Source organism: Pseudomonas brassicacearum (assembly GCF_000585995.1).
GTDB lineage: Bacteria > Pseudomonadota > Gammaproteobacteria > Pseudomonadales > Pseudomonadaceae > Aquipseudomonas > Aquipseudomonas brassicacearum_A.
Map to the genome: position 1 here is coordinate 5,892,573 of NZ_CP007410.1, position 26,600 is coordinate 5,919,172.

The window sequence follows — 26,600 nt, forward strand, 5'->3', positions numbered from 1 at the left end:
GCTTGCCTTGCCTTGGCTGGTCTTCACCAAGGCAAGGCCCAGCCCGTTACTCAGCCGATTTTTTCTTCAGGCGTTCCAGGATCGCATTGGCGCTGCCTTCGTTCGGCGTGATGCCGGCGTCGCGCAGCTTGCGCTCCAGGTCGGTGCCGGTCGAAGCGTCGGCCAATTCGTCCTGGGCTTGCAGTTCAGCCGCGCGTTGCTGTTGCTTGGCCTGCAGGCGGTTGAGCGTGCCGACAGCCGTTTCCAGCTTGCCGTTGGCACCGCCACTGGCGATTGAAGCACTGACCTGGGCTTTCTGTACGCTTTCACGGGCCTTGGCCATGTCCACCTGCTGACGCAGGCTTTTGATGCGGCTTTCGGCCTTGGTGATGTCTTTGCGCATGTTGTCCGCGTAACCACCGAATTCGGTCGCGTGCTTTTGCTCGGCGTCCAGTTCATTGGTCAGGGTCGAAATGGCTTCGGCCACTTCCAGCGCCAGGTCTTCACGGTTGGCCTGGATCGCGGCCAGGGCCTTGGCTTCCAGGTCCTTGATCTTGGCGTTGTACTCGCCCACGCGATCCGTCGACAGTTTGTGCTTGGCCATGATGGTGACCAGCTCACGCTTGGCGTTGGCCAGCGCGGTGTCGGCATCGCGAATTTCCTGGTCGAGGATGCGCAAGGCCTGTTGGTCGACGATCGATTCGCCGACTTCGTTGGCACCGCCACGCAGGGCGGTGAACAATTTGCTCCAGATGGACTGAGTCATGGGACAGTTCCTGTTCGGCGAAATTAAATGAAGAAGCGTTCGAAGGCTTCGCTGGCGCGCTGGACGTTGTCGACGAGGGTTTTCACCTCGGTCACGACGTTGGTCAGGCTGGAATCGGAGCTCAAGGCGCCGAACATGTTGTAGACGACCTGCCCGTTGGGCATGGACTCGATACCGATCGAGGACAGCGGGAACATTTCCCGGCTACGCAGCACGGCATCATTGAAGGCCGCAACGTCGTTGATCGACTCGACATCCACCAGGACGGTATCGACGATGACTTGATCGCCCACCACCGCGATGTAAATCGGCAAACCACCAAAATCGTTCATTTCCAGCTTGATGCTGGACTCGGAACCTTGAACGAGGGAGAGGGTGATTTCGTTCGCCACCACTTCATCCAGGGCCTGAAGGGCGCTGTAGAGGCGGTCGATGTTCCAATTGTTACCTGCGCTCATGTAATTCTCCGACATGAATGAGCCAGCCAGAATCGGTTGGCGTAGCTGTTTCTCCATCTGCTTGAGCAGGCTTCGGTTTTCGGGAAGCACCCAAGTCTCGTGTTTCACATACCCGGCGGCACTCAAGCCCGCGCGCATCTGCTTCATGTAGAAGCTCGACGGTTTTTTCGCGGAGGATTTCGATCGCTCTCCCTTGCGGCTCGCTGAATCGGTCACAGGTCCGTCTGGCGGATCTGCTGGAGAGCTACTTGGCATGGTGCGGACCTCACTGTGAAAAACTCACGCGTGAGAAACACTACAGGTAGTTTTAAAAGCCCACAATAGCTCACGCGTGAGATTTTATTGATCACAAGCACCGACCGCTCTTGTGGCGAGGGAGCTTGCTCCCGCTGGGGCGCGAAGCGGCCCCTAAGCCCAGTACCGCGGTGTGTCAGTTAAACGTGCACTCAGCTTTTGATGGGGCTGCTGCGCAGCCCAGCGGGAGCAAGCTCCCTCGCCACAGGGGACCGGGATGGCCTTATGGGTAACTGAAGCTCTTGACCAGCGTCAGCTCGCCCACTGCCCGCATCGGCACCAGGAAGGTTTCCATCTTTTCGTTTGGCGTGCCTTCTTCCGTGATGATGGTCACCTGCGCCGTGGTCAGGGCTTGTTGCGCTTGCTCTCCACCGCCCTCACCCTCTTCGTCGCCCTCCTCACTGCGATAACCGCCGCCGTAGTAGTTCACGTACACCAAGTACTGGCCTTTGATCGGCGCGGGCATGGCGAAGATTTCCGGGCCGTAGCCGGTGGTGACGTCAACATCGAGCGCGGCGCCGTTGGGAACGACGCGGTCGCCGTACCAGATGTGGGCGCCGTCGGGGGTGACGAGGTGCAAGTCCAGGTCGGTGCCATCGCTGTCCCAGGTCAGCAAGACCCGCAGCTTGGCCGGGGTGGCGCCACCGCTGGTGTTGAGGAACTGCGTACGGTGGCGCTGCTGGCCATCGGGGCTGCGCACTTCAACGCTGTTGCTGCCGTTGGGGAACGAGAACGGCCGGTCGAAGCGACCTTCCTCATCCAGCTTCAGCGGCAGGCTGACGCCGTTGACGATCAACTGGCCCGGCGCATTGCTGTCCTTGGGCGCGCTTTTGATCTGCCCAGTGATGCGGGCGGTGTTGGCCTGGCCTGGGGGCGTATTGACCGACGAGGCCGGGTAGTTGACGGTCTGGCTGAAGCTTTCGCCTTCACCGCCCGGCGCCCCGCTGCGCCAGCCGCCAATGGGGGTGTCGAGCTTGATGGAGTCAGCGGCCATGGCCGGTGGCAACGCGGTCAGGGCGCAGAGCAACAGCAAGACCTGTGGATAACGGAGTGTCATGGTCTATTCCAGCAAGAGGTGACGGGCGAGCCCTTCGATATAGGTTTCGTCCTGGCCGTTGGGGTGAGCTTCAAAGGCCAGGTGCAGATATTCATGGGTCAGGTCGAGGCGGTCCTGCAGCGACAGCACGCCGCGCACATAGATGCGCTGGCGCTCGCGGTCGACGTAAGGCCGGCCGAAGGCGACGCGGCAGACGGCGAAAGAACTGATTTCGTTGTAGCCCACTTCGCTTTCCAACCGCGAACGCCAGCCGCGCCGTTGTTTCAGCAGCCAATCCTGGGCGGCGGGCAATGCCTCGCAAGACGCCACCGGATTGTCCCAGCGGCTGAGGCTGGCGCGTGGGTAGGCATGCAGCAGGATGGCGTCGTAACGCTGGCCGCCGTTGGCCTGTTCGACGGCTTGCAGCCAGGACAGCTTGTCCGGGCCGGCCTGGTCGGAGTGATAGGTGACATCGGTGCCGGCCAGGACCAGATCACTGGTCCAGGCCGCAATCGCACGGGTTTCAGCCGTCGCCGGGCGTGGCGCGACGCGCTGGCGATGGCTGCTGTCGTCGATGCTCAGGCAATCGCCGTGGCGCTGGGCGTTTTGCAGCAGGTAGGTGCGGATCGCCACGGCCAAGGCCTTGGCGGCTTCGACGGGCTCGGCCTTGGCTTCGCGTTGCAGGACCCGGGCGACGTATTCCTCCCGGTCCAATCGCGCCACCAGCTTGCCGGGCATCAGGAACAGCTCGCCGTCGCTGTGGATATCCAACTGATTGCCGTTGGCGAATTCGACGCGGTAGTCACCGCGCAGTTGCCCCGGCGCGGCCGGGCGGTCGCCCGACATCACCCGTTGCAAGGGATAACGGGCAAACAGCCCCACTTCCACGCAACGCCCGGTTTCCGCTGGCCAACGCGACGGTAGCGCCGCCGCCAAACCCTCACCATAGACCTTCAGCACCTGCTGGCTGGTGCCGCGTCCACCGGCCCACACCGGAGTACCGTCCGCCAGCCAACCGGCGAAACCGCCCTGACGGGACGACGGCCCCTGATTACCCAGCCAGCTCCAGGTCTTGACCCGCAGACGGCTGCCCAACTCGCCGACCAGTCGCCCGTCCGCCGCGTTGAGCACCACGTCCAGCAGCACCCGCCGCGCTTGATCCTGGGCCGGCAGCGTGGCCAGGGTCTTGAGCAGTTCAACGACGGGCACCTGGGTCTGGGGTTGCAAGGCCGGCAAGTCCAACAGCCATGCCGGCGCCTGGCGGGCCTGCCAATAGTCGCGCCAGTTCGAGGCCGAAAGCCCGAGCCGCTGAGGTTCGAAATACAAGCCGCAGGATTTCACCAGCGCCTGGTCGCGTCCAATGCTCTGCCCGGCATTGCAGCAGTAGACCTCTTCCTTGGACTCACCCCGGCATTCATAGACCGGTTCACGGGCGTCGGTGTCCACCAGCCAGGCGTAGACAAAGATCTTCCACAGACTGCCCAACGGCGCCTGCAAGGAATCCGGCAGCGGCTGGCGGTCGAGCACCTGGGTCTGGCTGACCCGCAACAGTTGCCCGTCGAAGGCCAGGCGCAACGGCTCGTCCTGCGCTGTCGCCAGCGCAGGAATCAAGCACAACAACCACCCAAGCCACCGCCTGCGCATGTCAGTTAACCGTGATCTGACCAAGCGCCGGTTTCTGTTCCCGTGCCTGATGCTGTGGCGCGTAGACCTGGGTGAAGCGCACCGGCGGCAAAGTGAACTGGCCCTTCTGGGAGAAGCGCACCAAGTGCCGCAGGCGCAGCTCGCCACTGAGGGCATCCACCGGCACTGCATACGCCATCTGGCCCGGTTCGAAGCGCGCCCTTTCCAGGGAAGTCGGTTCGCTGTCGGCCTTGCCCATCAACTGGATGCCCCAAGTGGTGCGCTCCACATCGGCGCCCGGCGGCAACGGCACTTCAAGCATGCCGTAGCGCAGCGGTGTCGGCGCCTTGCTGTTGATGATGACTTCATCCAAGTAGAGGCTGTCGCTGGACAACGGCTTGTTGCCCACGGCTTCGAGCTTGAAGGTGAACGCCTCGTCGCCCGGCACCAAACGCGACAGGCGCCGGGTAATGGACACGGCCATCGGCGCCAGCGGCGGTTGCTGGCTCTGGAAGCTCAGTGCGGCTTGCAGTGGACGCTCCTGGGCACCGGTGAGGGTCAGTTGGGTCGGCAACTGCGCGCCTTGCCATTGCCAGTAGGTTTCACCGGTCGCGCCTTGCTGGGCTTTCCAGCCTTCGCCCGGGGCCAGGGCCACGGCTGGCGCGGCCTGTTCGATGCTGCGCTGCAGCCAGGTCAAGGCCAGGGCCCGTTCCAGGGTCGACTGTTGCGGCAGCACACGTTCCAGCAAGGCGCTGGCGCGGGCCTGGTCGAAGGTTTGCAACGACAGGACCAGGGCTTCGACGAATGGCTGCGAGCTGAGTTCCAGCTGCTGTTGCGCGGCGTCCACCTGACGGCTGAAGGCGGCCGGCAACGGCACCTTCGCCTGCTTGGCGAGGGACGCGGTCAGTACGCGGGCGCTAGCCAAGCCAAGGGCTGAATCCGGCGCGCTCATGACCAGGCTGTCTTCACCGCTGTCCAGCACGCTTTCGGTAGTGTCTTCACTGGCCTTGGCCAGATCGTCCATCAGCCCGCTGAGCAGGGTGTTCACCGGCAATTGCATCTGCTTGGCGAACGACAGGATCAACGCCCGTTGCAGCAGCGGCGTATCACCGGCCTGCTTGGCGTAGACCTCCAGCACCCGCTGCCAGTGTTCCGGCGGTAGGCTCAGGTCCAGGGCCTTGCTGGCGTGCCAGTCGGCGTAATAGGCGTAGGCCGTGAGGAACGCATCCGGCTCACCGTCCTGGCCCCACCAGGTGAAGCTCGCCGACGGCCCGGCCATTTGCACCAGGCGCAAGCGGCTGTTTTGCATGATCAGGCGCAAGCGATCGCGGATCTGCGGGTTCGCCGCCAGGGTCGGGTAGGCGATGCTCAATGGCAGCAGACGGCTGGCGGTCTGCTCGACGCCACCGTAGGGGTAGCTCAACAAGTCATCCAGGGCCGAACGGAACAACGCTTGCGGGCTGTCATCCAGGCGCAGGCGGATGTCGCTGGCGTCGGCCGGCAGGGTCAGCGGGGTCTCGCCACTCGCTACGTCGAAGCGCTGGCTCTGGGTGACTTGCCAACCATTGCCGCTGGCGTTCAGGCGCACCGCCAAGGTGTCCTGGGTTTCGCCGTTCACTTGCAACTGCACGCTCAGGTCGCCGCTGCTCAGTTCGATTGCCGGCAGCGCCACATAGTTGATGCCGTTTTTCAGCTCTGCCACCACCCGTTGTTCAGTACCGGCATAGCGGATCAGCAGTTCAGTGGTCAGCGGCTTTTCCGCCTGGCTGAAGGCGAACAGGCCCAGTTGCGGCTTATCGCCCGTGCGGAAGCGGGTCGGGCCGCTCCACTTCAGGTACAGCGGTTTTTCCGAGGCGATGAATTGTTTCTTCTGCCCCACCTGGCCGTCGTCAGAGATGGCCCGGGCGGTGATGCGCCAGCGGGTCAGGGAATCCGGCATCTTGAAGGTGAAGCGGACCTTGCCGCTGGCGTCGGTGACCAGCTCCGGTTGCCACGCAGCCGTGTCGACGTCTTCACGCCGCGGCCGCTCCAGCACCTTGACGCCACGCTCGCTGCGGTTGGCCTTGCCCGGCGCGCCAGGGCTGCCCGGCAGCGCCACGTCGTAGCTGATGAACGACAGGCTGGCGCTAGTGCGCACGTTATTGCGACGCGGGTGATAGAAGAACTGGTCGATGGTCGGCGCCACTTCCGGTTGCAAGGCATAGACCATTTCGTCGACGACGCTGACGGTCAGGTGCGCCGGAATCGCCTTGCCGGCGAACTGGGTGCTCAGGTCCACGGTCACCGTGTCGCCAGGGCGGTAGGTGGCTTTGTCAGTGACGACCGCCACATCGATCTGCGGTGCAACCACCTTGATACCGGCGTTCTGGAAGCTGTACTGGCCGCCCTTGGTGTAGAGCACCGAGAACGTCAGGTTCGGGGCGAAGGCGTCCTTCACTGGAATGCGCGCGCGATATTGGGTGTCGCTGAGTTTTTCCATCTTCAGCCAGTCACTGCCCTTGGACAACAGCGCCGTGGCCTCGACCTTGTCCCGCTCAAGGGACAGCAGCGCATCGCTGACCGGTTCCGGGAAGGTGATCAGGGCCAGCGCTTCGTCACCGGCCTTGTATTCGGCTTTATCGAGGACGATCTCGACCGTGCCCGGCACGGCCTTGATGCCTTCACCGGTCACCGCATGGGCGGCGGCGCCGATGACCCGGCCGTGGTCGTCCTTGAGCGTCAGGTTGTAGGTGCCGGGACGATCGAAGGTCAGGCTGAAGCCCTTGTCCTTGGCCGTCAGCTTGCCTTCACCCGTAGTCTGGTCTTCCAGGCGCACCCAGGCGTAGCTGCCCGGGGTCACGGCTTTGGCTTGTTCGTTGCCGCCTTCGTTGGCGTAGCTGAACGCCACTTTCTGGCCAACGGCGCTGAAGCGCTGGGGTGCGCTCAGGCGGAAATTCGCCGCGCCACGGTCGATGAGGATTTCCTTGGTGGTCTTGACCCGATACGCCGCGCCATCGCTGGCGAACACGGTGAGGGTGTAGCGGCTCGGCTTGTCGGCGGCCGGCAGGTCGAGGGTCGCGTTGCCCTTGGCGTCGGTGGTCACTTCGCTACTGGTCAGCTCGACCGGGAATTGCCCCAGGTATTGCAGCTCGTTGTCCACCATCGACAGTTGCTGGGCCCGCAGGCTCAGGCTCACCGTGGCGTTGACCACCGGCTTGCCATCCGGGTATAGCAGCACCAGGTTGCCCTTGACCGGCTCGCCAGTGCGGTAATCCTGCTTGGCCAGGTTCAAGGCGATTTCAAAGTGCGGCTTGATGTACTCAGCCACGCGGAAGGCGCTGCTGTAGAGCTGGTCCTTATAGCTGAAGCGCAGCTCGTAGCCGCCGGCCACGGCGTTTTCCGGCAGTTGGAAACGGCCCTGGGTACCGGCCTTGGAATCCAGCTTCAGAGCCAGGGTTTGCAGGGCGGTGCCGGTGGCATCCAACACGCTGACATTGACGTCGGCGGCCGCCGGTTGCACCGAATCACGGGCGTTCTTGAACTCACGGCCGACGATTTTCAGCGACACCCAATCCCCCGGGCGATACAGCGGCCGGTCGGTGAAGGCATAGAGCTTGGTGTCGTAGATTTCGCTGTCGTAGTAGAAGTTCTCGGAGACGAATACGCCGCCCTCCTCGTCTTCGCCAATGACGAACGAGCGTTCCGGACTGACGTGCTTGAGGCGCAGCAAACCGTCTTCATCGGTGGCACCGCTGCTCATCACACCCAGGCCGTCGGTCCACAGCACATTGACCTTGGGCACCGAACGCCCTTCATGCTTGCGTGCGGCCCAGACCAGCAACTCGTCGCCGGCAATCTTGCTCACCGCCACGGTGTTGGAAACGAAGACCATGGTGGTCGCGCGGTACTTACCAATCAACGCCTCCACCAGGTACAGGCCCGGTTTCAACTGGCCCAGCGGCACATAGACATTGCCCGGCGCGACACTGACGAACTCACTGGACGAACCGGCCAGGTTGACGCCCGCCGGCGGCTGGATCGGCTTGGCCTGCCACAATGGATAACGGAACTGGCTGACCACCGGCAAACCCGGGATCAAGGCAAATTGTGCCGGTGCGTCGTACGGCGTCGGCGCCACCAGGGCGTCGCCGATCTTCAGCTCCGGCACTTCTTCGGTCACTTGCTGGCGGGACTCGTAGGAGAACGCCCGCTGCATCACCCGACGGGACTTGCGGTACCAGTTGTCCCACAGGTACGCGAGGGTGTTCGACAGGCCTTCGCCTTTGAACTGGCCGTCGCTGACCACGCGGTGCAGGTTCTTCTGGCGCTTGAGAAAGTCCAGCGGCTTGTCGATGCGATAGACGCGGATATCGGCACCGCCATAGGGCTCCATGCGGAACCGGCGATAGTCGCGGCCCGGCGCTTCGAGGCGAACCATGGCCTGCTCATCGCTGGCAAAGCTGCTGTCGGCCAGCAGGAAGAAGCTTTCACCGGCCACCGGCGTGTAGCCGCTGGGCTCCACCGTGTCTTCGGCGTTCACGAGAGGGGCCAGCAACAGGGCAAACAGCAGGGGCAATTTTGAACACAAGCGCAGCATGCGGGCACCGGTCATTGGGAGAGAAAGTTGAGTCGATAGACGCCGATGAAGTTGGGGTTGGCTGCGTCGGGTATCCATCGGGTGTCCTTCCAGTTCATGAGTTGTTGCAGGCTTGCGGAGCGCATGCCGTTGTCGGTAGGGGTTGTGGTGCCGGTGTGATAGGCGATGTAGCGGCCCATCCAGATCATCAGGTGCTGGTCGTCGCCCTGATCGAAGAACATCAGGTCGCCGGGACGGGCCTGGGCGACATCGCGGCCCACCAGGCGACTGTTGAACTGGATCAGCTTGATGGCGTTGACGTAGGGCCCGACCTTGCCGCCGCCCTGCTGCCATTGCTGGGCGAGGCGCCGTTGCGCATCGCTGAGGGGCAATTCCGGTGGCAGGTAGCGATTGGACAGGCCATTGCTGCGCAGCCATTTGTCATCGTGGACCTTCAGCGCTTCATTGGCGGCAAAGCGCACCAGCCCGGCGCAGTCTTGCTGATACCAACGCGGGCTCGGGCCTTTGGTCAGCTGTTCCTGGGCAATGCGCACGAACCAGGCACGAAACACCTGGGACTGCTGCACATCCAGCGACGGTGCCTCGACGGCCAACGCCGGCCCGCCCAGCAGCAGCGCCAGCAGCAGCGCCCATCCGGGATTTCGAATCAGTCCTGTCACAGGGCTTTCCATTCCAGCGGCAGCCATTGCCAGTGACCGTCCGGCTCGCTGCCTTCGGGCAACGTCAGGGCGTATTTGCCGTAGCCGCCGAGGGTGCGCAGTTTCGGGATCAGGTAGGTTTGCGCGGCGTTGTAGAACACCGGTTCCATGTCCTGGGGCAGGCTGTCGAGGGTTTCGCGCTGCATCAGTTGCGCCATGGAATCCGGGCCGAAGTAGAACGGCATCAGCAGGTCCTTGGGCACCACGTCAGCCATGGGCGGGAAGCGCTTGTCGAGGGTGCCGAGGGCTTTGTCCACCAGCTTGTCGTCGAGGGAAAACAGCAACGTCGAACCGTGGCGCGCCAGACTGACCCGCAGGAACGCCTTGCCGGTAATCGCGTCAGGCTGCTCCGCTTCCTTGGCCAGGTAGGGGCCGAAGTTGGAGCTGACCTGGCGCAGCCACTGGTGCGTCGGGCCTTGCTGCTTCTCGACCACCGGGAAGGCATGTTCGGCGACGTTGTTTTCATAGGCGCCCACCATCGAACCGAACAGGTTGCCCAGGTCGGCGTCGAGCTTGCCGTCGTCTTCGTTCAGGCTCGCCACCAGCAGCGGCGTGTACAGGCGCGAATCGGCGTACCAGCACAGGCCCGCCGCGCCGGCCATATGGTCGACCATGGCCTGGGCGGCCTTGTCGTCGGCGCCGAGTTTTACCAGCAGCGGCTTCTGTTGTTCGGCCGCCAGGGGCAAGGTTACGCAGGCACTGGCGCCCATGGGCATGGCTTGCCAGATCGGCTTGAAGTCGAAGTCCGGCTGGTTTTCCAGCTCGTCCATGGCCAGGAAGCTGTGCCAGCCCTTGTCGTCCATGTCGAAACGCAACCCGGCGAAGTTCGGGATGAAACGCTGGTAGCCCATGGCGAGCACGCTGGCGTTGACCGAGATGCGTTGCTTGACCTCCGGTGCCTTGGACGGCAGGCCGAAGGCTTCGGGGAAGAGTTTGTCGCCGTTGAGCAAGGCGGCCAGGGCGGTCGTCGAAACGCTGCCCGGTTCAACTGCGGACCCGCTGGCCGGGTCGTACAGCTTGGTCGGGTTGGACAGCACGACCAGCTTGTCGCCATGGGAGGCGAAGAGCAGGGATTTGCTGGCGTTGTAGCTGAGTTGGTAGAGCGCGACGTCATCGCCGCCGACTTTCAGGTCGCTGAGTTTGCTCAGCTGCGTATCGTCCAGGGCAACTTTCGCCAACGGTTCGAGCATCTTGGCCAGGCCACCGCGGTCCATCACCAGCAGGAAATCCTTGAGACGACCGTCGGCACCGCGCCACAGCGCCACATCGGCCGGCTGGTCGAAAATCTCCTCGATCAGGCTGTCCTGCAACTTGAGGTCATGCTCGTAGATGATCCGGCGCAGGCTGCCGATCAGCCCCAGGCGGTCGGCGTGGGCCTCGTAATAGAAGACGAAGTCCTCGGTGAGCGTGGCCTTGAGGAACGGCACCGCCAACAGGTCCTTGGGCAACTGGCTCAGGGAATGCGCCTCGAGCAAGCCGTCGGGCCGGCTCAGGCCGAGCTTGTCCAACGCCAACTCCATGGGCGGCGCCTTGGGCTTGGTCATGAACCAGCCCAACCCGGCGGCGACACCGGCCACCAGGCACAGCCCGATCAGCAGCGCCGGCCAGCGGCGTACAGGTTTGGCGACAGGGGTCGGCGTGGTCGGGGAAGCAGTGTTGTCGCTCATATTCACAAGGGCCTGTTCATCCGTGGAGCGGATACTTAGTAGTTGAAAGTCTTGACCAGCAACAGATCGCCAATGGCGCGCAGGGGCACGACAAAGGTCTCGCGTTTTTCATTGACGGTGTTTTCGTTGAGCACCAGGTTGATCTGCGAGGTAATGACCTCGTTCTCGTTGCTGGTTTCGTCGAAGTTATAGCCGCCGTTGCCGTAGTTGCCCCAATAGTTCACGTAGACCAGGTAAGTGCCGTGCATCGGCGCGGTCATGGTGAACATTTCAGGGCCGGGGCCATCGACACCATCCGGGTCAAGGCCGCCGCCGTTGGTCAGCGCCGGTTGGCCGAAGAACGCATGCTGGCCGTCGGGTGTAATGATGTGCAGGTCCAGTTCGGCCTTGGGGTCGTCCCAGCCCAGCACCACGCGGATCTGCGCCGGGGTCCGCAGGTTGTTGGCCTCATAGAACTGCACCCGCTTGAGGGACTGGCCCTCGGAGCTGCGCACTTCGACGCTGTTGGAACCGGCACCGAACGCATACGGTCGAGCGAAACGCCCCTCGTCGTCGGTGTAGAGATTAAGTGGATTGCCGTTGACCGCCAGGCTGTGGGGCGGACGGGCGGCGCCCATAGCCTTGAGTCGGCCCTCGATCATCGTGCGGTTGCGCTGCACGCCCCGGTCGATGGGCGGTGTGGGGTAGGCAACTTGCGGGTTTTCAGTGCGATCGAGCAGGCCGCTGTAGCGCCAGCCCCCCACCGGTTCCGACAGCTCAGCCGAAGGCTGCGCCCACGCCATCGGCGCGCCCATGAGCACGATCAACAATGAAAGAAAACGCACGTATGCCTCCTGCCATGCATGACGCCACCCGGCGCCAATCCTCAGCGCAGCTTGTCATTATTCGGGTTTCGTCTGAAGGCCCCGTCGCAAGGGGGCCGTAGATGGCGCGAAGATTAGCTATTCGGCAGTTTTTCCACAATCGGTGAACGCGCGATTATGTGTGGGAAATCACGTACTGAAAGGTGCGTGAGCCGAATAGAGCCGTTATTCGGCTCACGAAATGAGCCGAATACGGAAACTGACGTTTATTTCGCAGGCAAACCCGCGGCGAGGGAGCTTGCTCCCGCTGGGCTACGAAGCAGCCCCAACCTGCTGGGGTTGAACCGGATTGCGACTGCTGCGCAGTCGAGCGGGAGCAAGCTCCCTCGCCACAAAAGCAGGTCGGTGCAAGCCCACCGTCGCGCTTCGGTTTGCCCCGCCCTGATTTGCCCCAAAACCCCATGTCTGCTAGTGTCGCGCCCGTTTAACAGTCAACCGGAATCGCCGCCATGGCCCGTAAAAAAGCTGCACTGGACTTCGAACAATCTCTGGCCGACCTGCAAACGCTGGTCGAACGGCTGGAGAACGGCGAATTGTCGCTGGAAGACTCGCTGACCGCCTTCGAGCAAGGCATCGGCTTGACTCGCGACTGCCAGGCGGCGCTGGCCCAGGCCGAACAGAAGGTGCAATTGCTGCTCGAACGTGACGGTGAATTGACCGAAGAGCCTTTCGACGCGGAACAGCCTGAATGATCGGCGCTTATCAGGCCGGCAGTCAGGCCCGGGTCAATGCTGCACTGGACACCTTGTTCAGCGCCCCGAGCCCTGAGCTTTCGCGGCTGTACGAAGCCATGCGCTACAGCGTGATGAACGGCGGCAAGCGGGTGCGTCCACTATTGGTCTACGCCGCGTGCGAAGCCTTGGGCGGTCAGGCCGAACAGGGCAATGGCGCGGCCTGTGCGGTGGAGCTGATCCACGCCTATTCGCTGGTCCACGATGATTTGCCGGCCATGGACGACGACGACCTGCGCCGCGGCCAGCCCACCACCCACAAGCAATTCGACGAAGCCTGCGCGATCCTCGCCGGCGACGGCTTGCAGAGCCTGGCCTTCAGCGCCCTGGTGGACCCGGCCCTGAGCGATTGCCCGGCGCAGATTCGCCTGGACATGGTCAGCACCCTGGCGCTGGCGGCGGGCCCCGCCGGAATGGTCGGCGGCCAGGCCATCGACCTCGGTTCAGTGGGCCTGAAGCTGGACCAAAGCGCCCTGGAGTACATGCACCGGCACAAGACCGGCGCCTTGATCGAGGCGAGCGTGCGCCTCGGCGCCCTGGCCAGCGGTCGGGCCACGCCGGCACAATTGCAAGCCTTGCAGACCTACGCCCGGGCCATCGGCCTGGCGTTCCAGGTGCAGGACGACATCCTCGACGTCGAAAGCGATACCCAAACCCTGGGCAAGCGCCAGGGCGCCGACATCGCCCGGGATAAACCGACCTACCCAGCCCTCCTCGGCCTCGACGCAGCCAAGGCCTACGCCCTGGAATTGCGCGACCTGGCCCTGGCGGCGCTGCGACCCTTTGACGCGGCGGCCGAGCCGTTGCGCGACCTGGCGCGCTATATCGTCGAACGACGCAGCTGATACGGGGTCAACCCCTTTAGACTGCGTATCGGCCAAGTTCCGGCCAACGCGTGGGCAGCTTGCGATGCATAAGGTAAACTGCCGCCTCTTTCTATACCTATAACGATTCGCCTGATGCCCACGACGTTTCAAGAGATTCCCCGCAAGCGCCCGACCACGCCCCTGCTGGACCGCGCCAACACGCCGGACGGCTTGCGTCGCCTGGGTGAAGCCGAGCTGGAAACCCTGGCCGATGAGTTGCGCCTGGAACTGCTCTACACGGTCGGCCAGACCGGCGGGCACTTCGGTGCCGGCCTGGGCGTCATCGAGCTGACGATCGCGTTGCATTACGTGTTCGACACCCCGGACGACCGGCTGGTATGGGACGTCGGGCATCAGGCCTACCCGCACAAGATCCTCACCGGTCGGCGCGAGCGCATGGGCACGCTGCGTCAGAAGGACGGCATTGCCGCCTTCCCGCGCCGTTCCGAGAGCGAGTACGACACCTTTGGCGTCGGCCATTCCAGCACCTCCATCAGCGCCGCCCTGGGCATGGCGATTGCCGCCCGCCTGCAAAACAGCGAGCGCAAGGCCATTGCCGTGATCGGCGACGGCGCACTGACGGCAGGCATGGCCTTCGAGGCGCTGAACCATGCGCCGGAAGTCAACGCCAACATGTTGGTGATCCTCAACGACAACGACATGTCGATCTCGCGCAACGTCGGCGGGCTGTCCAACTACCTGGCGAAAATCCTCTCCAGCCGCACCTACGCCAGCATGCGCGAAGGCAGCAAGAAGGTCCTGTCGCGCCTGCCCGGCGCCTGGGAAATCGCCCGTCGCACCGAGGAATACGCCAAGGGCATGCTGGTGCCCGGCACGCTGTTCGAAGAACTCGGCTGGAACTACATCGGCCCCATCGACGGCCATGATTTGCCCACCCTGATCGCCACCTTGCGCAACATGCGCGATCTCAAGGGCCCGCAGTTCCTGCATGTGGTCACCAAGAAAGGCAAAGGCTTCGCCCCGGCGGAAGTCGATCCCATCGGCTACCACGCCATCACCAAGCTCGAACCCCTGGACGCCCCGGCCGCCGCGCCGAAAAAGGCCAGTGGACCGAAGTACTCCAGCATTTTCGGCCAATGGCTGTGCGACATGGCCGCCGCCGATCCACGCCTGGTGGGCATTACCCCGGCGATGAAGGAAGGCTCGGACCTGGTGGCCTTCAGCGAACGCTACCCGCAACGCTATTTCGACGTGGCGATTGCCGAGCAGCATGCCGTGACCCTTGCCGCCGGCATGGCCTGCGAAGGCGCGAAACCGGTGGTGGCGATCTATTCGACCTTCCTGCAACGCGGCTACGACCAGTTGATTCATGACGTCGCGGTGCAGAACCTCGACGTGCTGTTCGCCATCGACCGCGCCGGCCTGGTGGGCGAAGACGGCCCGACCCACGCTGGCAGCTTCGACCTGTCGTTCCTGCGCTGCATCCCCGGCATGCTGGTGATGACCCCGAGCGATGAAAACGAATTGCGCAAAATGCTCACCACCGGCCACCTGTTCAATGGCCCGGCGGCGGTGCGCTACCCTCGTGGCACTGGCCCGAACGCGACCCTTTCGACCGACCTCGAACCCATCGAGATCGGCAAGGGCGTGATCCGCCGCCAGGGCAAGCAGACCGCCCTGCTGGTGTTCGGCGTGCAACTGGCCGAGGCCTTGAAAGTCGCCGAAACCCTGGACGCCACCGTGGTGGACATGCGTTTCGTCAAACCTTTGGACGAAGCCCTGGTGCGCGAGATGGCCGGCAGCCATGACCTGCTGGTGACCATCGAGGAAAACGCCATCATGGGCGGCGCCGGTGCGGCGGTCAGCGAATTCCTGGCCCGGGAGAACATCCTCAAGTCGGTGCTGCACCTGGGCCTGCCGGACCACTACGTCGAACACGCCAAGCCTGCGCAGATGCTGGCCGAATGCGGGCTGGACGAGGCTGGGATCGAAGCGGCGGTGCGGCTGCGTTTGCAGTTGTTGGGCCGGTAATTTCCAGACCACACAAGCCCCTGTGGGACACAATCCCCTGTGGGAGCGAGCTTGCTCGCGATAGCGGAAGATCAGTCAAGTAATCCATTGGCTGACACACCGCTATCGCGAGCAAGCTCGCTCCCACAGGGGTTCTGTGCGAACCAGAAATTTGCGGAACGCCCATGAAACTGCGCCTCACCCTCGCCCTTTCCCTACTCCCCGCCCCCGATCTGCTCGCCGACACCTTCGAACGCGACCAGGCCCTGAAGCTCCCGGACGTGGTCATCAGCGCCAACCGCCAGGTCGAAGCGCGCAACGACAGCAGCGCCGCCAATACGGTGTTCACCCGCGACGACATCGAGCGCCTGCAACCGGTCAGCGTCACGGACCTGCTCAGCCGCGTGCCGGGGGTGCAAGTGGCGCCGCTGGGCGGACGTGGCAGCCTGCCGGGGATTTACATACGCGGCACCAAATCGGCCCAGAGCCTGGTGCTGGTGGACGGCCAGCGCATCGGCAATTCCACCTCCGGCGACAGCAACCTGCAACGCCTGAACATCAACCAGATCGAACGGGTGGAAGTGCTGCGCGGTTCACGCTCGGTGATCTACGGCGCCGATGCGGTGGGCGGGGTAATTCAGATCTTCACTCGGCGCGGCAACGAACAAGGCCTGCAACCGCGCCTGCATGTCGGGTTCGGTAGCCACCAGACCTGGGAGCGCAGCCTGGGCCTGTCCGGCGGCGATGACCAGACCCGCTTCAACCTCGGCGCCAGCCTGGATGACTCCGCCGGCGCCAATCGTACCCATGAGTCCTATGCCAGCGACCGCGACGACGATGCCTCCCGCAACCAGTCTTTCAGCCTGAGCCTGAGCCACAACGTCAACGATGACCTGGAAGTCGGCCTGAACCTGCTGGATAACCGCGGCAAAAGCGAGTTCGACAACCCGTTCGGCCGCTTCGACCCGACCACCTTCGAATCCCTGCCCCAGCAGCCCTACAGTGAGTTTGCCGTGAGCAGTTTCAGCAGTTATGTGGACGGAAGGATCAACGACGCCTGGAAATCCCGCCTGGAGCTGGGCCACAGCGAGAACCGCGAGAAAACCTTCGACAAACTCAGCGACGTCCGCGAAGTGTTCAACACCTACCGCGACTCGCTGACCTGGCAGAACGACGTGACGCTGGACGATCGCAACAGCCTGATCGTCGGTGGCGATTGGTATCAGGACCGGGTCAACAGCAGCACGCCGTTCGATGAAGACAGCCGCTGGAACCGTGCGGCGTTTATCCAGCACCGGTTCCAGGCCGAAACCTTCTCCACCGAACTGGGCCTGCGCCGCGACCAGAACCAGCAGTTCGGCGGCCAGAACAGTTGGAGCGGCACCTTCACCCTGCCGGTGAACCCGGACAACGACCTGTTGCTGACCTACAGCGAAAGCTTTCGTGCACCGACCTTCAACGACCTGTATTACCCGGAGTTCAGCAACCCGAACCTCAAGCCCGAGACGGCCAAAAGCTACGAGCTGCAATGGCGTAGCCAACTGACCGACAACGCCCGCCTGGAGGCTTCGCTGTACCGTACGGACTTGGAAGACGCGATCATTTTTGGCAGCAACTCACGCCCGCAGAACGTCGCCTCGGCGCGGATCAACGGGTTTGAAATGGCCCTCATGCAGGATTTGTTCGGTTGGCAGAGCAACCTGGGCCTGGCCATCATCGACCCGCGAGACCGCGACAGCGGCCATACCCTCGCCCGCCGCGCTCGCCGGACTTTGAGCCTGGACCTGGACCGGCAATTCGACCGCCTGGGCCTGGGCGCCACCTGGCAAGCGGTGAGCAGCAGCTACGACGATGAAAACAATCGCAATGCCCTGGGCGGCTATGCCCTGCTCGGGTTGCGCGGCAGTTGGGCACTGACCCGCGAAGTGAAGCTGGAAATGAAGCTGGATAACCTGCTGGACAAGGGTTACAACCGGGCGCTGTACAGCCATGACGGGGCGCAGTATGGGTATCGGGAAGAGGGGCGGACCTGGTTGTTTGGGGTGACTTGGACGCCCGCACTATGATCCGGGATTTTCGGTGCTTGGACTGGCCTCTTCGCGGGCAAGCCCGCTCCCACAGTTGATCGATGTTGCCCGCTAGTACGCGGTCAAATGTGGGAGCGAGCTTGCTCGCGATTGGCCGCGCCGCGGTCTACCGGTCCGGCGCAATCAATCCGCACAACCGCGCCGTCGCCTCGATCATCTGCCCACTGGGCCGCTCCAGCCCTTTGTCACTGACTAACAACAACCGCCCTTGCGCTACCGCCGCCAACTGCGGCCAGGCTTTCCAGGCGTCGAGCTGGGCCTGGTCCGTCGCCAGGATAATCTGCGGATTGCGCTGCAACACCGACTCCACACTCACCTGAGGTGCCGGCAGGTTCAAGTCGGCAAAGACATTACGCGCCCCGCACACCGCCAGCGCATCGCTGATGATCTGTCCGCCACCCACGGTATACAACGGCCGATCCCAGACCTGATAGAACACCGACAACGGCGTGTCACGCCGGTAACGCTGACGCAACGCCTCAAGGCGTACGCGCAGTTGTGCCGCTCGCGCCACGCCCCGCTCCGGACGACCGAGTTGCCCAGCGATGTCTTCGATTTGCGTGATGAGTGCGTCGAGGCCTCGGGGGTCGGCGACGTAGACAGGGATGTTCAAGCCCTTGAGCTGCTCGCGCTGGGCCTGCCCCACACCGCCGGGCCAGAGCAGCAATAGATCAGGCTTTAGACTGAGCAAACGCTCCATGTCCAATTGCCCGTAACGGCCTACCGAGGGCAGATCTTTCAAGGCTTCGGGGCGATCACCGGCATCCAGCACGCCCACCAGCAGGTCGGCAGAGTCCAGTTCAACGACGATTTCAGAGAGCGACGGCGCCAGGCTGACGACACGCGGGGCCGCCACCGCCGAGACGCTGACGGCCAGCAGTAGGACCGCCAGCCAGCGGTTCATCAGCCGAGTTGACGCGGAATACGATACAGGTAGAACAACACCACGGTGGACAACGCCAGCAGCATCAACGGCACCGCCTCCAGACCGACGAATACGGCCAGTGCGCCAATCCAGGCCGGCAAACCGGCGACCAGGAAGGCGGCACGGCGGCGAGCGGCCAGGGTAATCCAGGCCTGGGGCTCTTCCGGTGTGTCGAGGGCTTTCTGGGTGGCAACCAAGGCGTGCTTATAGGGCCCGAAGAATCGCAGGCTGACAAACATCGAGGCCACGCCAGCAATGAACAGCGGCATCGCCAGCACGGGAAGAATCGCTTCGCCCTGGCCAAACACCGCGTTGATCACAAACAGTGGCACCACGGCCAGCGCCAGGTATTGCCACCAACTGACGGCCAGTCGCCGCCGAACCTGGCCGCGCGTCACGCCCGGTCGACCTCGCCCTGGTGCTCGTTACCCATCATGTGGTCGAGCTTGCTGGCCTTGGTCGCCAGATACAGTTTGTTGTGCGGGTTGTGACCGGTGTGCAGCGGCACACGCTCGGCGACCACGATACCCATGTCGGTCAACGCCTTGACCTTGCGTGGGTTATTGGTCATCAAGCGCAACGACTGGATGCCCAGGTGCTCGAGCATCGGCAGGCAGATGCTGTAGTCACGCATGTCGGCGGCAAACCCGAGGCGCTCGTTAGCCTCCACGGTATCGGCGCCACCGTCTTGCAACTCATAGGCGCGGATCTTGTTCAACAGGCCAATGCCGCGGCCTTCCTGGCGCAAGTACAGCAACACGCCACGGCCTTCGCGGGCGATGGCCCGCAGTGCGGCTTCGAGTTGCGAACCGCAGTCGCAGCGCTGGCTGAACAGGGCATCGCCCGTCAGGCATTCGGAGTGCAGGCGGCCAAGTACCGGGGCTCCGTCGGCGAAATCACCCAGGCTCAACACAACGTGCTCGCGGCCGGTGGCTTCATCGAGAAAACCATGCATGGTGAATTGCGCAAAGGGCGTTGGCAGCTTGGAAGCGGCAACAAAAACGACAGGCACCGGTGTGCTCCTGATCTAGTACTGGAGTTTCGCAGAGGCGGGCATTGTAACAGCACGTCCCGACAGACGCTTAGGCTGAATTGTCGGCCATAAGATTACGGCTTCGGTGGCTTGCCATGCTCGTCGAAAGGATAAGGTTGGTCCCAGCGTTCGAAAATCGGTTTCAGTTGGCCAGTTTTCACCAGCACCTCCATGCGCCGGTCAAACAGCGCCATCAACGCCTTTCCATTTTCGGTGTTGGCAAAGCCCAGGTACAACGGCAGATTGATCAGCGGCGAGAGCCTGAACTGATGGGGATTGTCGGCCTTGGAAAGCACCTCTTCGATTTCCGTCGACGCATCGATATAAAAATCCGCCCGCTCATGAATCAGCATCGGCAAGATACCCACAGAGCGGTGGATTTCATTGAAACGGCGGATGTTGGGCAGGTAGTTGTTGTATTCGTATCCGCGCATCCACACCAGGCGATAATTGCCAATTGTCGCCAGCGTGGGCGTCGGCTTGGAGGCCAGCCCCAGGGCATACAGGTGATCGACGTCGTAGTGCCACTTCGGGTAAAGCACACCTTCGGACTCATCACGATAGGCACCGACCTGCACCTCGACTTCGCCGCGCTGCACCAACCCGATCGAGCGGGTATAGGGCACGCTACGGACTTCCAGCTTGACGCCTTCAGGCTCGAACACCTCGCGCAAAATGTCCCAGGCCATGCCCCGGCCGTCGGCCTGGGTGTAATCGGTCCATTCCTCGCTGGCTGCCCGGATCTTGCCCGGCAGCGGCGCGGCGTCTGCCACCCGGGCACCGAGGAAGCCCCCCAGACACAGCAATAGCAACAGTGCGCGGCTTACGCCCATTCCTGGATCCCTCAGGTAAAACACCACACCAACCCCTGCATTGCCAGCCAGGCGAAGACCCCGGCCAGTACATCGTCAAGCATGATGCCGACGCCTCCGTGCACATGCCGGTCTATCCAGCGGATCGGCCATGGTTTGAGGATATCGAAGAAGCGGAACACCAGGAAACCCGCCAGCAGCCAGTACCAACCTTCCGGTACCAGCCACAGGGTGATCCACATGCCGACCATTTCATCCCAGACAATGCCTTCATGATCGTGCACCCTCAGGTCATCCGCCACTTTGCCGCACAGCCAGAAGCCGAAGAGCATGGTGATGCCCAGCATCACCCAATAGCCCCAGTCCGGCAACATCTGCCACAACGGTATGAAGGGTAGCGCAACCAGCGAACCCCAGGTGCCCGGCGCTTTAGGCAATGTACCCGAACCGAAGCCAAATGCCAGGAAATGCCAGGGATTGCGCCAGACCGAGGGTGGAACGAACTCTGCCGGGACCTGGTTGGGATGATCTGTCACGGTGTCTCCCGAAAATGTTGATAGCCCCGTACTTTCGGGGTGATGTTGCGCCCGTCGCAGTCGAGCAGCATGACACCTTGCCCGGCCATGACGCTGCCGATCACATGGATCGGCCAGCCTGCGGCTTGTAACGCCGACAATCGGACCGGTGGCAAGGTGAATAGCAACACGTAATCGTCACCACCGCTCAGTGCGGCCTGGGCAGCCCCCGGCCGGCCAAGGAAGGTTATCAAAGCGTTGGACAGCGGCAGTCGGTCCCGTTCAACGTTTAATGCCACGCCGGATGCCTGGGCGATATGCCCGCAATCGGCCAACAGGCCATCGGAAATATCCATCGCCGCAGTGGCTTTGCCCCGCAACGCCAGGCCCAGCTCGATCTGCGGTCGCGGCGACCAATAATGCGCCAGCAAGGGTTCGGCGACGGCAGGTTCGGCGTGCCGCTGGCCGAGCACCAGCGGCAATGCGCCGGCGGCATTGCCCAGTTCGCCGCCGACACACAGCAAATCGCCAGGCTGCGCGCCGCTCCGGGTCAGGGCCTGGCCGGACGGTACACGACCGAACACGGTCAGGGTCAGGCTCAACGGCCCACGGGTGGTGTCACCGCCCACCAGCGCCACGCCGCAGGCCTGGGCCATGAGGTCAAGGCCCCGGGCATAGGCTTGCAGCCAATCGGCGGTCACCGTCGGCAAGGTCAGGGCAAGGGTAAACGCAACAGGAGTGGCGCCCATGGCGGCCAGGTCGCTGACCGCCACGGCCAGCGAGCGCTGGCCGAGCAGGAACGGGTCGCAAGGGTCTGGAAAATGCACACCGGCCACCAGCGTGTCGGTGGACACCGCCAGCTGCTCCCCGGGAGGCACGGCCAGCACGGCGCAGTCGTCGCCAATCCCCAGTGCAACGCCCTCGCCGCCCTGCGCACATGGCGCGGCGGCGAAGTAATTACGGATCAGCTCAAACTCACCCATTGGGATAACAAGCGCCGATCAGCGCTTGAACGCCTTCACTTCAGCTTCACGCAGACGCGGGGCGAGTTTGTCGAGCACACCGTTGACGAATTTGTGGCCATCGGTGGAACCGAAGACTTTCGCCAATTCGATCCCTTCGTTGATCACCACGCGGTATGGTACGTCGACGCGCTGCATCAACTCCCAGGTGGACAGGCGCAACACCGCCAGTTCAACCGGGTCCAGCTCTTCGATGGTCAGGTCCAGGCAAGGTGCCAGGGCAATGTCGATCTCGGTCTTGTGGGCCGGGACGCCGTGGAGGATCTCGCGGAAATACGCGCTATCGACATCACTGAAATCGTTGTCGACCCGAAACTGCGCTTCGATCTCGTTCAGCGACTGCTTGGCCATGTGCCATTGATACAGCGCCTGGGTCGCGAGCTGACGGGCTTCGCGACGCTTGACGCTCTTGGACGGCTTTCCGGCATCGGCGGGCTTGGGATCGCGCGGGTTGAAACGATCGCTTTCGTCGCTAATCACTTGGCCTCCAACTGCGCCAGCAGGCTGACCATTTCCAGGGCGGACAGGGCAGCTTCGGCACCTTTGTTACCGGCCTTGGTGCCGGAACGTTCGATGGCTTGTTCGATGGAATCAACGGTCAGCACGCCGAAGGCGACCGGCACGCCGAATTCCATGGACACCTGGGCCAGGCCCTTGGTGCATTCGCCGGCCACGTATTCGAAGTGCGGAGTACCGCCACGAATGACCGCGCCGAGGGCGATGATCGCCGCATATTCGCCCTTTTGAGCGACTTTCTGCGCAACCAGCGGAATTTCGAAGGCGCCAGGCGCGCGGATGATGGTGATGTCGCTTTCGCTCACGCCATGGCGAACCAGGGCATCGACCGCACCGCCGACCAGGCTTTCAACCACGAAGCTGTTGAAACGGCCCACTACCAGAGCGTAGCGGCCTTTGGGGGCGATGAAGGTACCTTCGATGGTCTTCAGGGTCATTCGTCAGATCTCTTAAAGAGCCAGAGCGCGTTCTATACGCGCTCCTTCAGTGATATTAGCCACGAATTACAGCACTCGCAGATCCCGTCATGCTGTTCATTTCAAGCTTTTGTGGCGAGGGAGCTTGCTCCCGCTGGGCTGCGAAGCGGCCCTATTGTGGGTGCTGCGCACCCAAGCGGGAGCAAGCTCCCTCGCCACAATGAATCTAACAAGCCTCAAGTGAACAATAATGCCGGAATCCGCAGGCCATTATTCGGAGGGCACGTATTCTACAACTTCCAGATCGAAACCGGATATCGCATTAAATTTCATCGGTGCGCTCATCAGGCGCATTTTACGCACGCCCAGGTCCCGAAGGATCTGCGAACCAGCACCGACGATGCTGTAGGTGGTCGGTTTTTTCACGGCGGTTTGATCCGCGGTTTCGCGGATGTGCGCCAGCAGCACGTCGCCATCGAGCGGGTGCCCGAGCAGCAGCACCACGCCGCTGCCGGCCTCGGCCACCGCGACCATGGCGGCCCGCAGGCTCCAGCGGCCGGGCTGCTTGACCATCAGCAGGTCGCGCAGCGGGTCCATGTTGTGCACGCGCACCAGGGTCGGTTCTTCGGCGCACACGGTGCCCAGGGTCAGCGCCATGTGAACGTCGCCTTCCACCGAATCACGGTAGGTCACCAGGTTGAACTGGCCCAGTTCGCTGTCCAGGGGCTGCTCGGCAATCCGCTGAACGGTACGTTCGTGGATCATCCGATAGTGGATCAGGTCGGCGATGGTGCCGATCTTGATGTTGTGTTCGGCGGCGAAGGTTTCCAGTTCCGCACGACGGGACATGGTGCCGTCGTCGTTCATCACTTCACAGATCACGCCGCTGGGCTCGAAACCGGCCATGCGGGCCAGGTCGCACGCCGCTTCGGTGTGGCCGGCGCGGGCCAGGGTGCCGCCGGCCTGGGCCATCAGCGGGAAGATGTGGCCGGGGCTGACGATGTCCTCGGCCTTGGCGTCTTTCGCGGCGGCGGCCTGGACGGTGCGCGCACGGTCAGCGGCGGAGATACCGGTGGTCACGCCCTCGGCGGCCTCGATGGACACGGTGAACTTGGTGCCGAAACCGGAGCCATTACGCGGCGCCATCAGCGGCAGCCTCAACAGCTCGCAGCGCTCGCGGGTCATTGGCATGCAGATCAACCCACGGGCATGCTTGGCCATGAAGTTGATGTGTTCGGCCTTGCAGCACTCGGCGGCCATGATCAGGTCGCCTTCGTTCTCGCGGTCTTCGTCATCCATGAGGATGACCATCTTGCCTTGGCGGATGTCTTCTACCAGTTCTTCGATGCTATTGAGCGCCACGCGGCACCCCCTTGGGTCAGGATTTGAGGTAGCCGTTGGCGGCCAGAAAACTTTCGGTGATGTTACCCGCAGCAGGCTCTGCGGCCTTGTCACCCAACAGCAGACGTTCCAGGTAACGGGCCAGCAAGTCGACTTCCAGGTTGACCCGGCGACCGGGCCGATACGAAGCCATGATGGTTTCGCTCAGGGTATGGGGAATGATCGTCAGCAGGAATTCGGCGCCATCCACTGCGTTGACCGTCAGGCTGGTGCCGTCGACGGTGATCGAGCCTTTATGGGCGATGTACTTGGCCAGTTCTTTCGGGGCGCGGATGCGAAACTCCACGGCCCGGGCGTTATCGCTGCGCGAGACCACTTCGCCAACGCCGTCGACATGGCCGCTGACCAGGTGGCCGCCCAGGCGAGTGGTGGGGGTCAGGGCTTTTTCCAGGTTGACCGGGCTGCCACTCTTGAGGTCGTTCATGGCCGTGCAGTCGAGGGTTTCACGGCTGACATCCGCCAGGAAACCATTGCCCGGCAGTTCGACGGCGGTCAGGCACACGCCGTTGACCGCGATGCTGTCGCCCAGCTTGACGTCGCTCAGGTCGAGCTTGCCGGTTTCGACGTAGACCCGCACATCGCCGCCCTTGGGGGTGAGTGCACGGATGCTGCCGATGGATTCGATGATGCCGGTAAACATGGAGTCCTCCTCGAGAACGGGCCGCCGCTTGAGCGAAAGCCGGGAATTATACGCTCGCCTGCGCGACGGGAACGGCGATGACTCGCCAGTCATCGCCCACGGCACGAATTTCGATGATTTTCAGTTCTGGAGCGTCTTTCATCTGCGCCAGCGGCCAGTCCAGCAACGGCCGCGCCGAAGAGCCTAGGAACTTGCCGGCGATGAAAATCTGGAATTCGTCCACCAACCCTTGCCGGGCGAAAGCCCCCGCCAGGCGCGGACCGGCTTCCACCAGCACTTCATTGACATCCCGGGCCGCCAACGCCATCAGCAGCCGATGCAGATCGACCTGTCCGTCATCGCCAGCCACGATCATGCATTCGGGGCCGTTGGCGTACTGTTCTTCCACCGCCATGCAAGTAGCGACCAGCGCCGGGCCAGCCTTGAAGAACGGCGCATCCAGCGGCACCCGCAGGCGACCGTCCACCAGCACCCGCAGCGGCGGGCGACTCATGACCAGCGCGGTCTGCTCGGCATCCAGGCCGAGTTCATCGGCGCGCACGGTCAGCCGGGCATTGTCGGCCAGCACCGTATCGGCGCCGGTCAGTACCACATCGGCCTGGGCTCGCAGGCGTTGCACCGCCGAACGTGCGGCGGGGCCGGTGATCCACTGGCTTTCGCCGCTTTCCATGGCCGTGCGGCCATCCAGGCTCATGGCCAGCTTGACCCGCACGTACGGCAAGCCGTGCTCCATGCGCTTGAGGAAACCCTGGTTGAGCAGGCGCGCCTCGCCTTCCAGCACGCCACTTTCGGTAGCGATACCGGCCTGGGCCAAGCGTTGCAGGCCGCGACCGGCGACATCCGGGTTCGGGTCCTGCATCGCCGCCACCACCCGCGCCAGGCCCGCGTTGACCAACGCATCGGCACACGGCGGCGTACGCCCGTGATGGCTGCAGGGTTCGAGGGTCACGTAGGCCGTGGCGCCCCGGGCCTGCTCACCAGCGGCGCGCAGGGCATGGACTTCGGCATGGGGCTCGCCGGCGCGGATGTGCCAGCCTTCGCCGACAATCTGCCCGTCACGCACGATCACGCAACCGACCCGGGGATTGGGGTGGGTGGTGTAGTGACCGCGCCGCGCCAACTCCAGGGCACGGGCCATGTAGTGGGCGTCGAGGACGGCCTGCTGCGCCGAGACGGTCATGGTTTCACCGGTTCGCGGGCCAAGCGGTCGATTTCTTCACGGAATTCGTTCAAGTCCTGGAAGCGCCGGTACACCGAGGCGAAACGGATGTAGGCGACTTCATCGAGCTTCTGCAGCTCGGCCATCACCAACTCACCGACCACGAGGGATTTGACCTCGCGCTCGCCGGTGGCCCGCAGTTTGTGCTTGATGTGCACCAGCGCCGCCTCCAGGCGCTCGACGCTCACCGGGCGTTTTTCCAGGGCGCGCTGCATGCCGGCGCGCAGTTTTTCTTCGTCGAACGGCTGGCGGCTGCCGTCGGTTTTGATCAGGCGCGGCAACACCAGTTCAGCGGTTTCGAACGTCGTGAAACGTTCGCCGCAGGCCAGGCATTCGCGCCGGCGGCGGACCTGTTCGCCCTCGGCGACCAGTCGCGAGTCGATGACCTTGGTGTCGTTGGCACCGCAGAAGGGACAGTGCATGGTGGCAGGCAACAAAAAAAGGGAGGGCCATGGTAGCGCATCCCACTGGCAAGACAAGCCATAG

At 63.3% G+C, this 26,600-nt stretch carries 24 protein-coding genes; 4 read left to right on the top strand and 20 right to left on the bottom strand.

Features of this window, described 5'->3' with window-relative positions; all coding sequences use genetic code 11:
• Window positions 1–46: 46 nt before the first annotated feature.
• The 8 genes from CD58_RS25290 to CD58_RS25325 all read right to left on the bottom strand — a co-directional run bounded on the left by CD58_RS25290 (window position 47) and on the right by CD58_RS25325 (window position 11,891).
• The gene (locus CD58_RS25290) at window positions 47–745 is read right to left on the bottom strand and encodes a PspA/IM30 family protein (RefSeq protein ID WP_025215705.1); all 699 of its coding nucleotides are present in this window, start codon (window positions 743–745) and stop codon (window positions 47–49) included.
• A 23-nt stretch (window positions 746–768) separates the two neighbouring features.
• Window positions 769–1,350, bottom strand: a complete 582-nt coding sequence (locus CD58_RS25295) for a YjfI family protein (protein WP_025215706.1) — start codon at window positions 1,348–1,350, stop codon at window positions 769–771.
• A 370-nt stretch (window positions 1,351–1,720) separates the two neighbouring features.
• Entirely contained in the window at window positions 1,721–2,554 is an 834-nt protein-coding gene (locus tag CD58_RS25300) for a YfaP family protein (RefSeq protein ID WP_025215707.1), read from the bottom strand.
• Between the two features lie 3 nt (window positions 2,555–2,557).
• A complete protein-coding gene (locus tag CD58_RS25305; protein WP_025215708.1) occupies window positions 2,558–4,177 on the bottom strand; it encodes a DUF2300 domain-containing protein in 1,620 nt (539 codons plus the stop codon).
• A 1-nt stretch (window position 4,178) separates the two neighbouring features.
• The gene (locus CD58_RS25310) at window positions 4,179–8,747 is read right to left on the bottom strand and encodes an alpha-2-macroglobulin family protein (RefSeq protein ID WP_080712617.1); all 4,569 of its coding nucleotides are present in this window, start codon (window positions 8,745–8,747) and stop codon (window positions 4,179–4,181) included.
• Window positions 8,744–9,403, bottom strand: coding sequence for a DUF1175 family protein (locus CD58_RS25315; protein ID WP_038436730.1), 660 nt, complete (start codon window positions 9,401–9,403; stop codon window positions 8,744–8,746). Before CD58_RS25315 ends, CD58_RS25310 begins: the two co-directional genes overlap by 4 nt.
• Window positions 9,388–11,097: a DUF2138 domain-containing protein gene (locus tag CD58_RS25320; protein ID WP_025215711.1), complete on the bottom strand. Its 1,710-nt coding sequence runs from the start codon at window positions 11,095–11,097 to the stop codon at window positions 9,388–9,390. The genes CD58_RS25315 and CD58_RS25320 overlap by 16 nt, the downstream gene beginning before the upstream one ends.
• A gap of 35 nt (window positions 11,098–11,132) precedes the next feature.
• On the bottom strand, window positions 11,133–11,891 hold the full coding sequence (locus CD58_RS25325; RefSeq protein ID WP_049867002.1) for a YfaP family protein: 759 nt from the start codon (window positions 11,889–11,891) through the stop codon (window positions 11,133–11,135).
• Window positions 11,892–12,409: 518 nt separating this feature from the next.
• On the opposite strand from CD58_RS25325, the gene CD58_RS25330 reads away from it, so the two are divergent.
• From CD58_RS25330 to CD58_RS25345, 4 genes are all read left to right on the top strand, one after another.
• Window positions 12,410–12,652, top strand: coding sequence for an exodeoxyribonuclease VII small subunit (locus CD58_RS25330; RefSeq protein WP_003185917.1), 243 nt, complete (start codon window positions 12,410–12,412; stop codon window positions 12,650–12,652).
• The gene (ispA, locus tag CD58_RS25335) at window positions 12,649–13,536 is read left to right on the top strand and encodes a (2E,6E)-farnesyl diphosphate synthase (protein WP_025215713.1); all 888 of its coding nucleotides are present in this window, start codon (window positions 12,649–12,651) and stop codon (window positions 13,534–13,536) included. Before CD58_RS25330 ends, ispA begins: the two co-directional genes overlap by 4 nt.
• Before the next feature lie 114 nt (window positions 13,537–13,650).
• Complete coding sequence (gene dxs / locus CD58_RS25340) at window positions 13,651–15,549, top strand: 1-deoxy-D-xylulose-5-phosphate synthase (RefSeq protein ID WP_025215714.1); 1,899 nt, start codon at window positions 13,651–13,653, stop codon at window positions 15,547–15,549.
• 164 nt (window positions 15,550–15,713) lie between these two features.
• The gene (locus CD58_RS25345; RefSeq protein ID WP_025215715.1) at window positions 15,714–17,594 is read left to right on the top strand and encodes a TonB-dependent receptor domain-containing protein; all 1,881 of its coding nucleotides are present in this window, start codon (window positions 15,714–15,716) and stop codon (window positions 17,592–17,594) included.
• 127 nt (window positions 17,595–17,721) lie between these two features.
• On the opposite strand, the gene CD58_RS25350 is transcribed toward CD58_RS25345, so the two are convergent.
• The 12 genes from CD58_RS25350 to nrdR all read right to left on the bottom strand — a co-directional run bounded on the left by CD58_RS25350 (window position 17,722) and on the right by nrdR (window position 26,536).
• A complete protein-coding gene (locus CD58_RS25350) occupies window positions 17,722–18,519 on the bottom strand; it encodes a cobalamin-binding protein (RefSeq protein ID WP_025215716.1) in 798 nt (265 codons plus the stop codon).
• Entirely contained in the window at window positions 18,519–18,938 is a 420-nt protein-coding gene (locus CD58_RS25355; protein WP_025215717.1) for a hypothetical protein, read from the bottom strand. Before CD58_RS25355 ends, CD58_RS25350 begins: the two co-directional genes overlap by 1 nt.
• Window positions 18,935–19,552: a GTP cyclohydrolase II gene (ribA, locus tag CD58_RS25360; RefSeq protein WP_025215718.1), complete on the bottom strand. Its 618-nt coding sequence runs from the start codon at window positions 19,550–19,552 to the stop codon at window positions 18,935–18,937. The genes CD58_RS25355 and ribA overlap by 4 nt, the downstream gene beginning before the upstream one ends.
• 95 nt (window positions 19,553–19,647) lie before the next feature.
• Entirely contained in the window at window positions 19,648–20,406 is a 759-nt protein-coding gene (locus CD58_RS25365; RefSeq protein WP_025215719.1) for a substrate-binding periplasmic protein, read from the bottom strand.
• Window positions 20,407–20,417: 11 nt separating this feature from the next.
• The gene (locus CD58_RS25370) at window positions 20,418–20,921 is read right to left on the bottom strand and encodes a phosphatidylglycerophosphatase A (protein ID WP_025215720.1); all 504 of its coding nucleotides are present in this window, start codon (window positions 20,919–20,921) and stop codon (window positions 20,418–20,420) included.
• The gene (gene thiL, locus CD58_RS25375) at window positions 20,918–21,883 is read right to left on the bottom strand and encodes a thiamine-phosphate kinase (RefSeq protein ID WP_025215721.1); all 966 of its coding nucleotides are present in this window, start codon (window positions 21,881–21,883) and stop codon (window positions 20,918–20,920) included. Before thiL ends, CD58_RS25370 begins: the two co-directional genes overlap by 4 nt.
• Before the next feature lie 18 nt (window positions 21,884–21,901).
• Complete coding sequence (gene nusB, locus CD58_RS25380; protein WP_025215722.1) at window positions 21,902–22,402, bottom strand: transcription antitermination factor NusB; 501 nt, start codon at window positions 22,400–22,402, stop codon at window positions 21,902–21,904.
• On the bottom strand, window positions 22,399–22,875 hold the full coding sequence (gene ribE, locus CD58_RS25385; RefSeq protein WP_003206025.1) for a 6,7-dimethyl-8-ribityllumazine synthase: 477 nt from the start codon (window positions 22,873–22,875) through the stop codon (window positions 22,399–22,401). Before ribE ends, nusB begins: the two co-directional genes overlap by 4 nt.
• 249 nt (window positions 22,876–23,124) lie before the next feature.
• Entirely contained in the window at window positions 23,125–24,216 is a 1,092-nt protein-coding gene (gene ribBA, locus CD58_RS25390; protein WP_025215723.1) for a bifunctional 3,4-dihydroxy-2-butanone-4-phosphate synthase/GTP cyclohydrolase II, read from the bottom strand.
• Between the two features lie 16 nt (window positions 24,217–24,232).
• Window positions 24,233–24,895: a riboflavin synthase gene (locus CD58_RS25395; protein ID WP_025215724.1), complete on the bottom strand. Its 663-nt coding sequence runs from the start codon at window positions 24,893–24,895 to the stop codon at window positions 24,233–24,235.
• Window positions 24,896–24,941: 46 nt separating this feature from the next.
• On the bottom strand, window positions 24,942–26,075 hold the full coding sequence (gene ribD, locus CD58_RS25400; RefSeq protein ID WP_025215725.1) for a bifunctional diaminohydroxyphosphoribosylaminopyrimidine deaminase/5-amino-6-(5-phosphoribosylamino)uracil reductase RibD: 1,134 nt from the start codon (window positions 26,073–26,075) through the stop codon (window positions 24,942–24,944).
• Window positions 26,072–26,536 (bottom strand): transcriptional regulator NrdR, encoded by a 465-nt coding sequence (nrdR, locus tag CD58_RS25405; protein ID WP_025215726.1) that lies wholly within the window; start codon window positions 26,534–26,536, stop codon window positions 26,072–26,074. Before nrdR ends, ribD begins: the two co-directional genes overlap by 4 nt.
• Window positions 26,537–26,600: the final 64 nt, after the last annotated feature.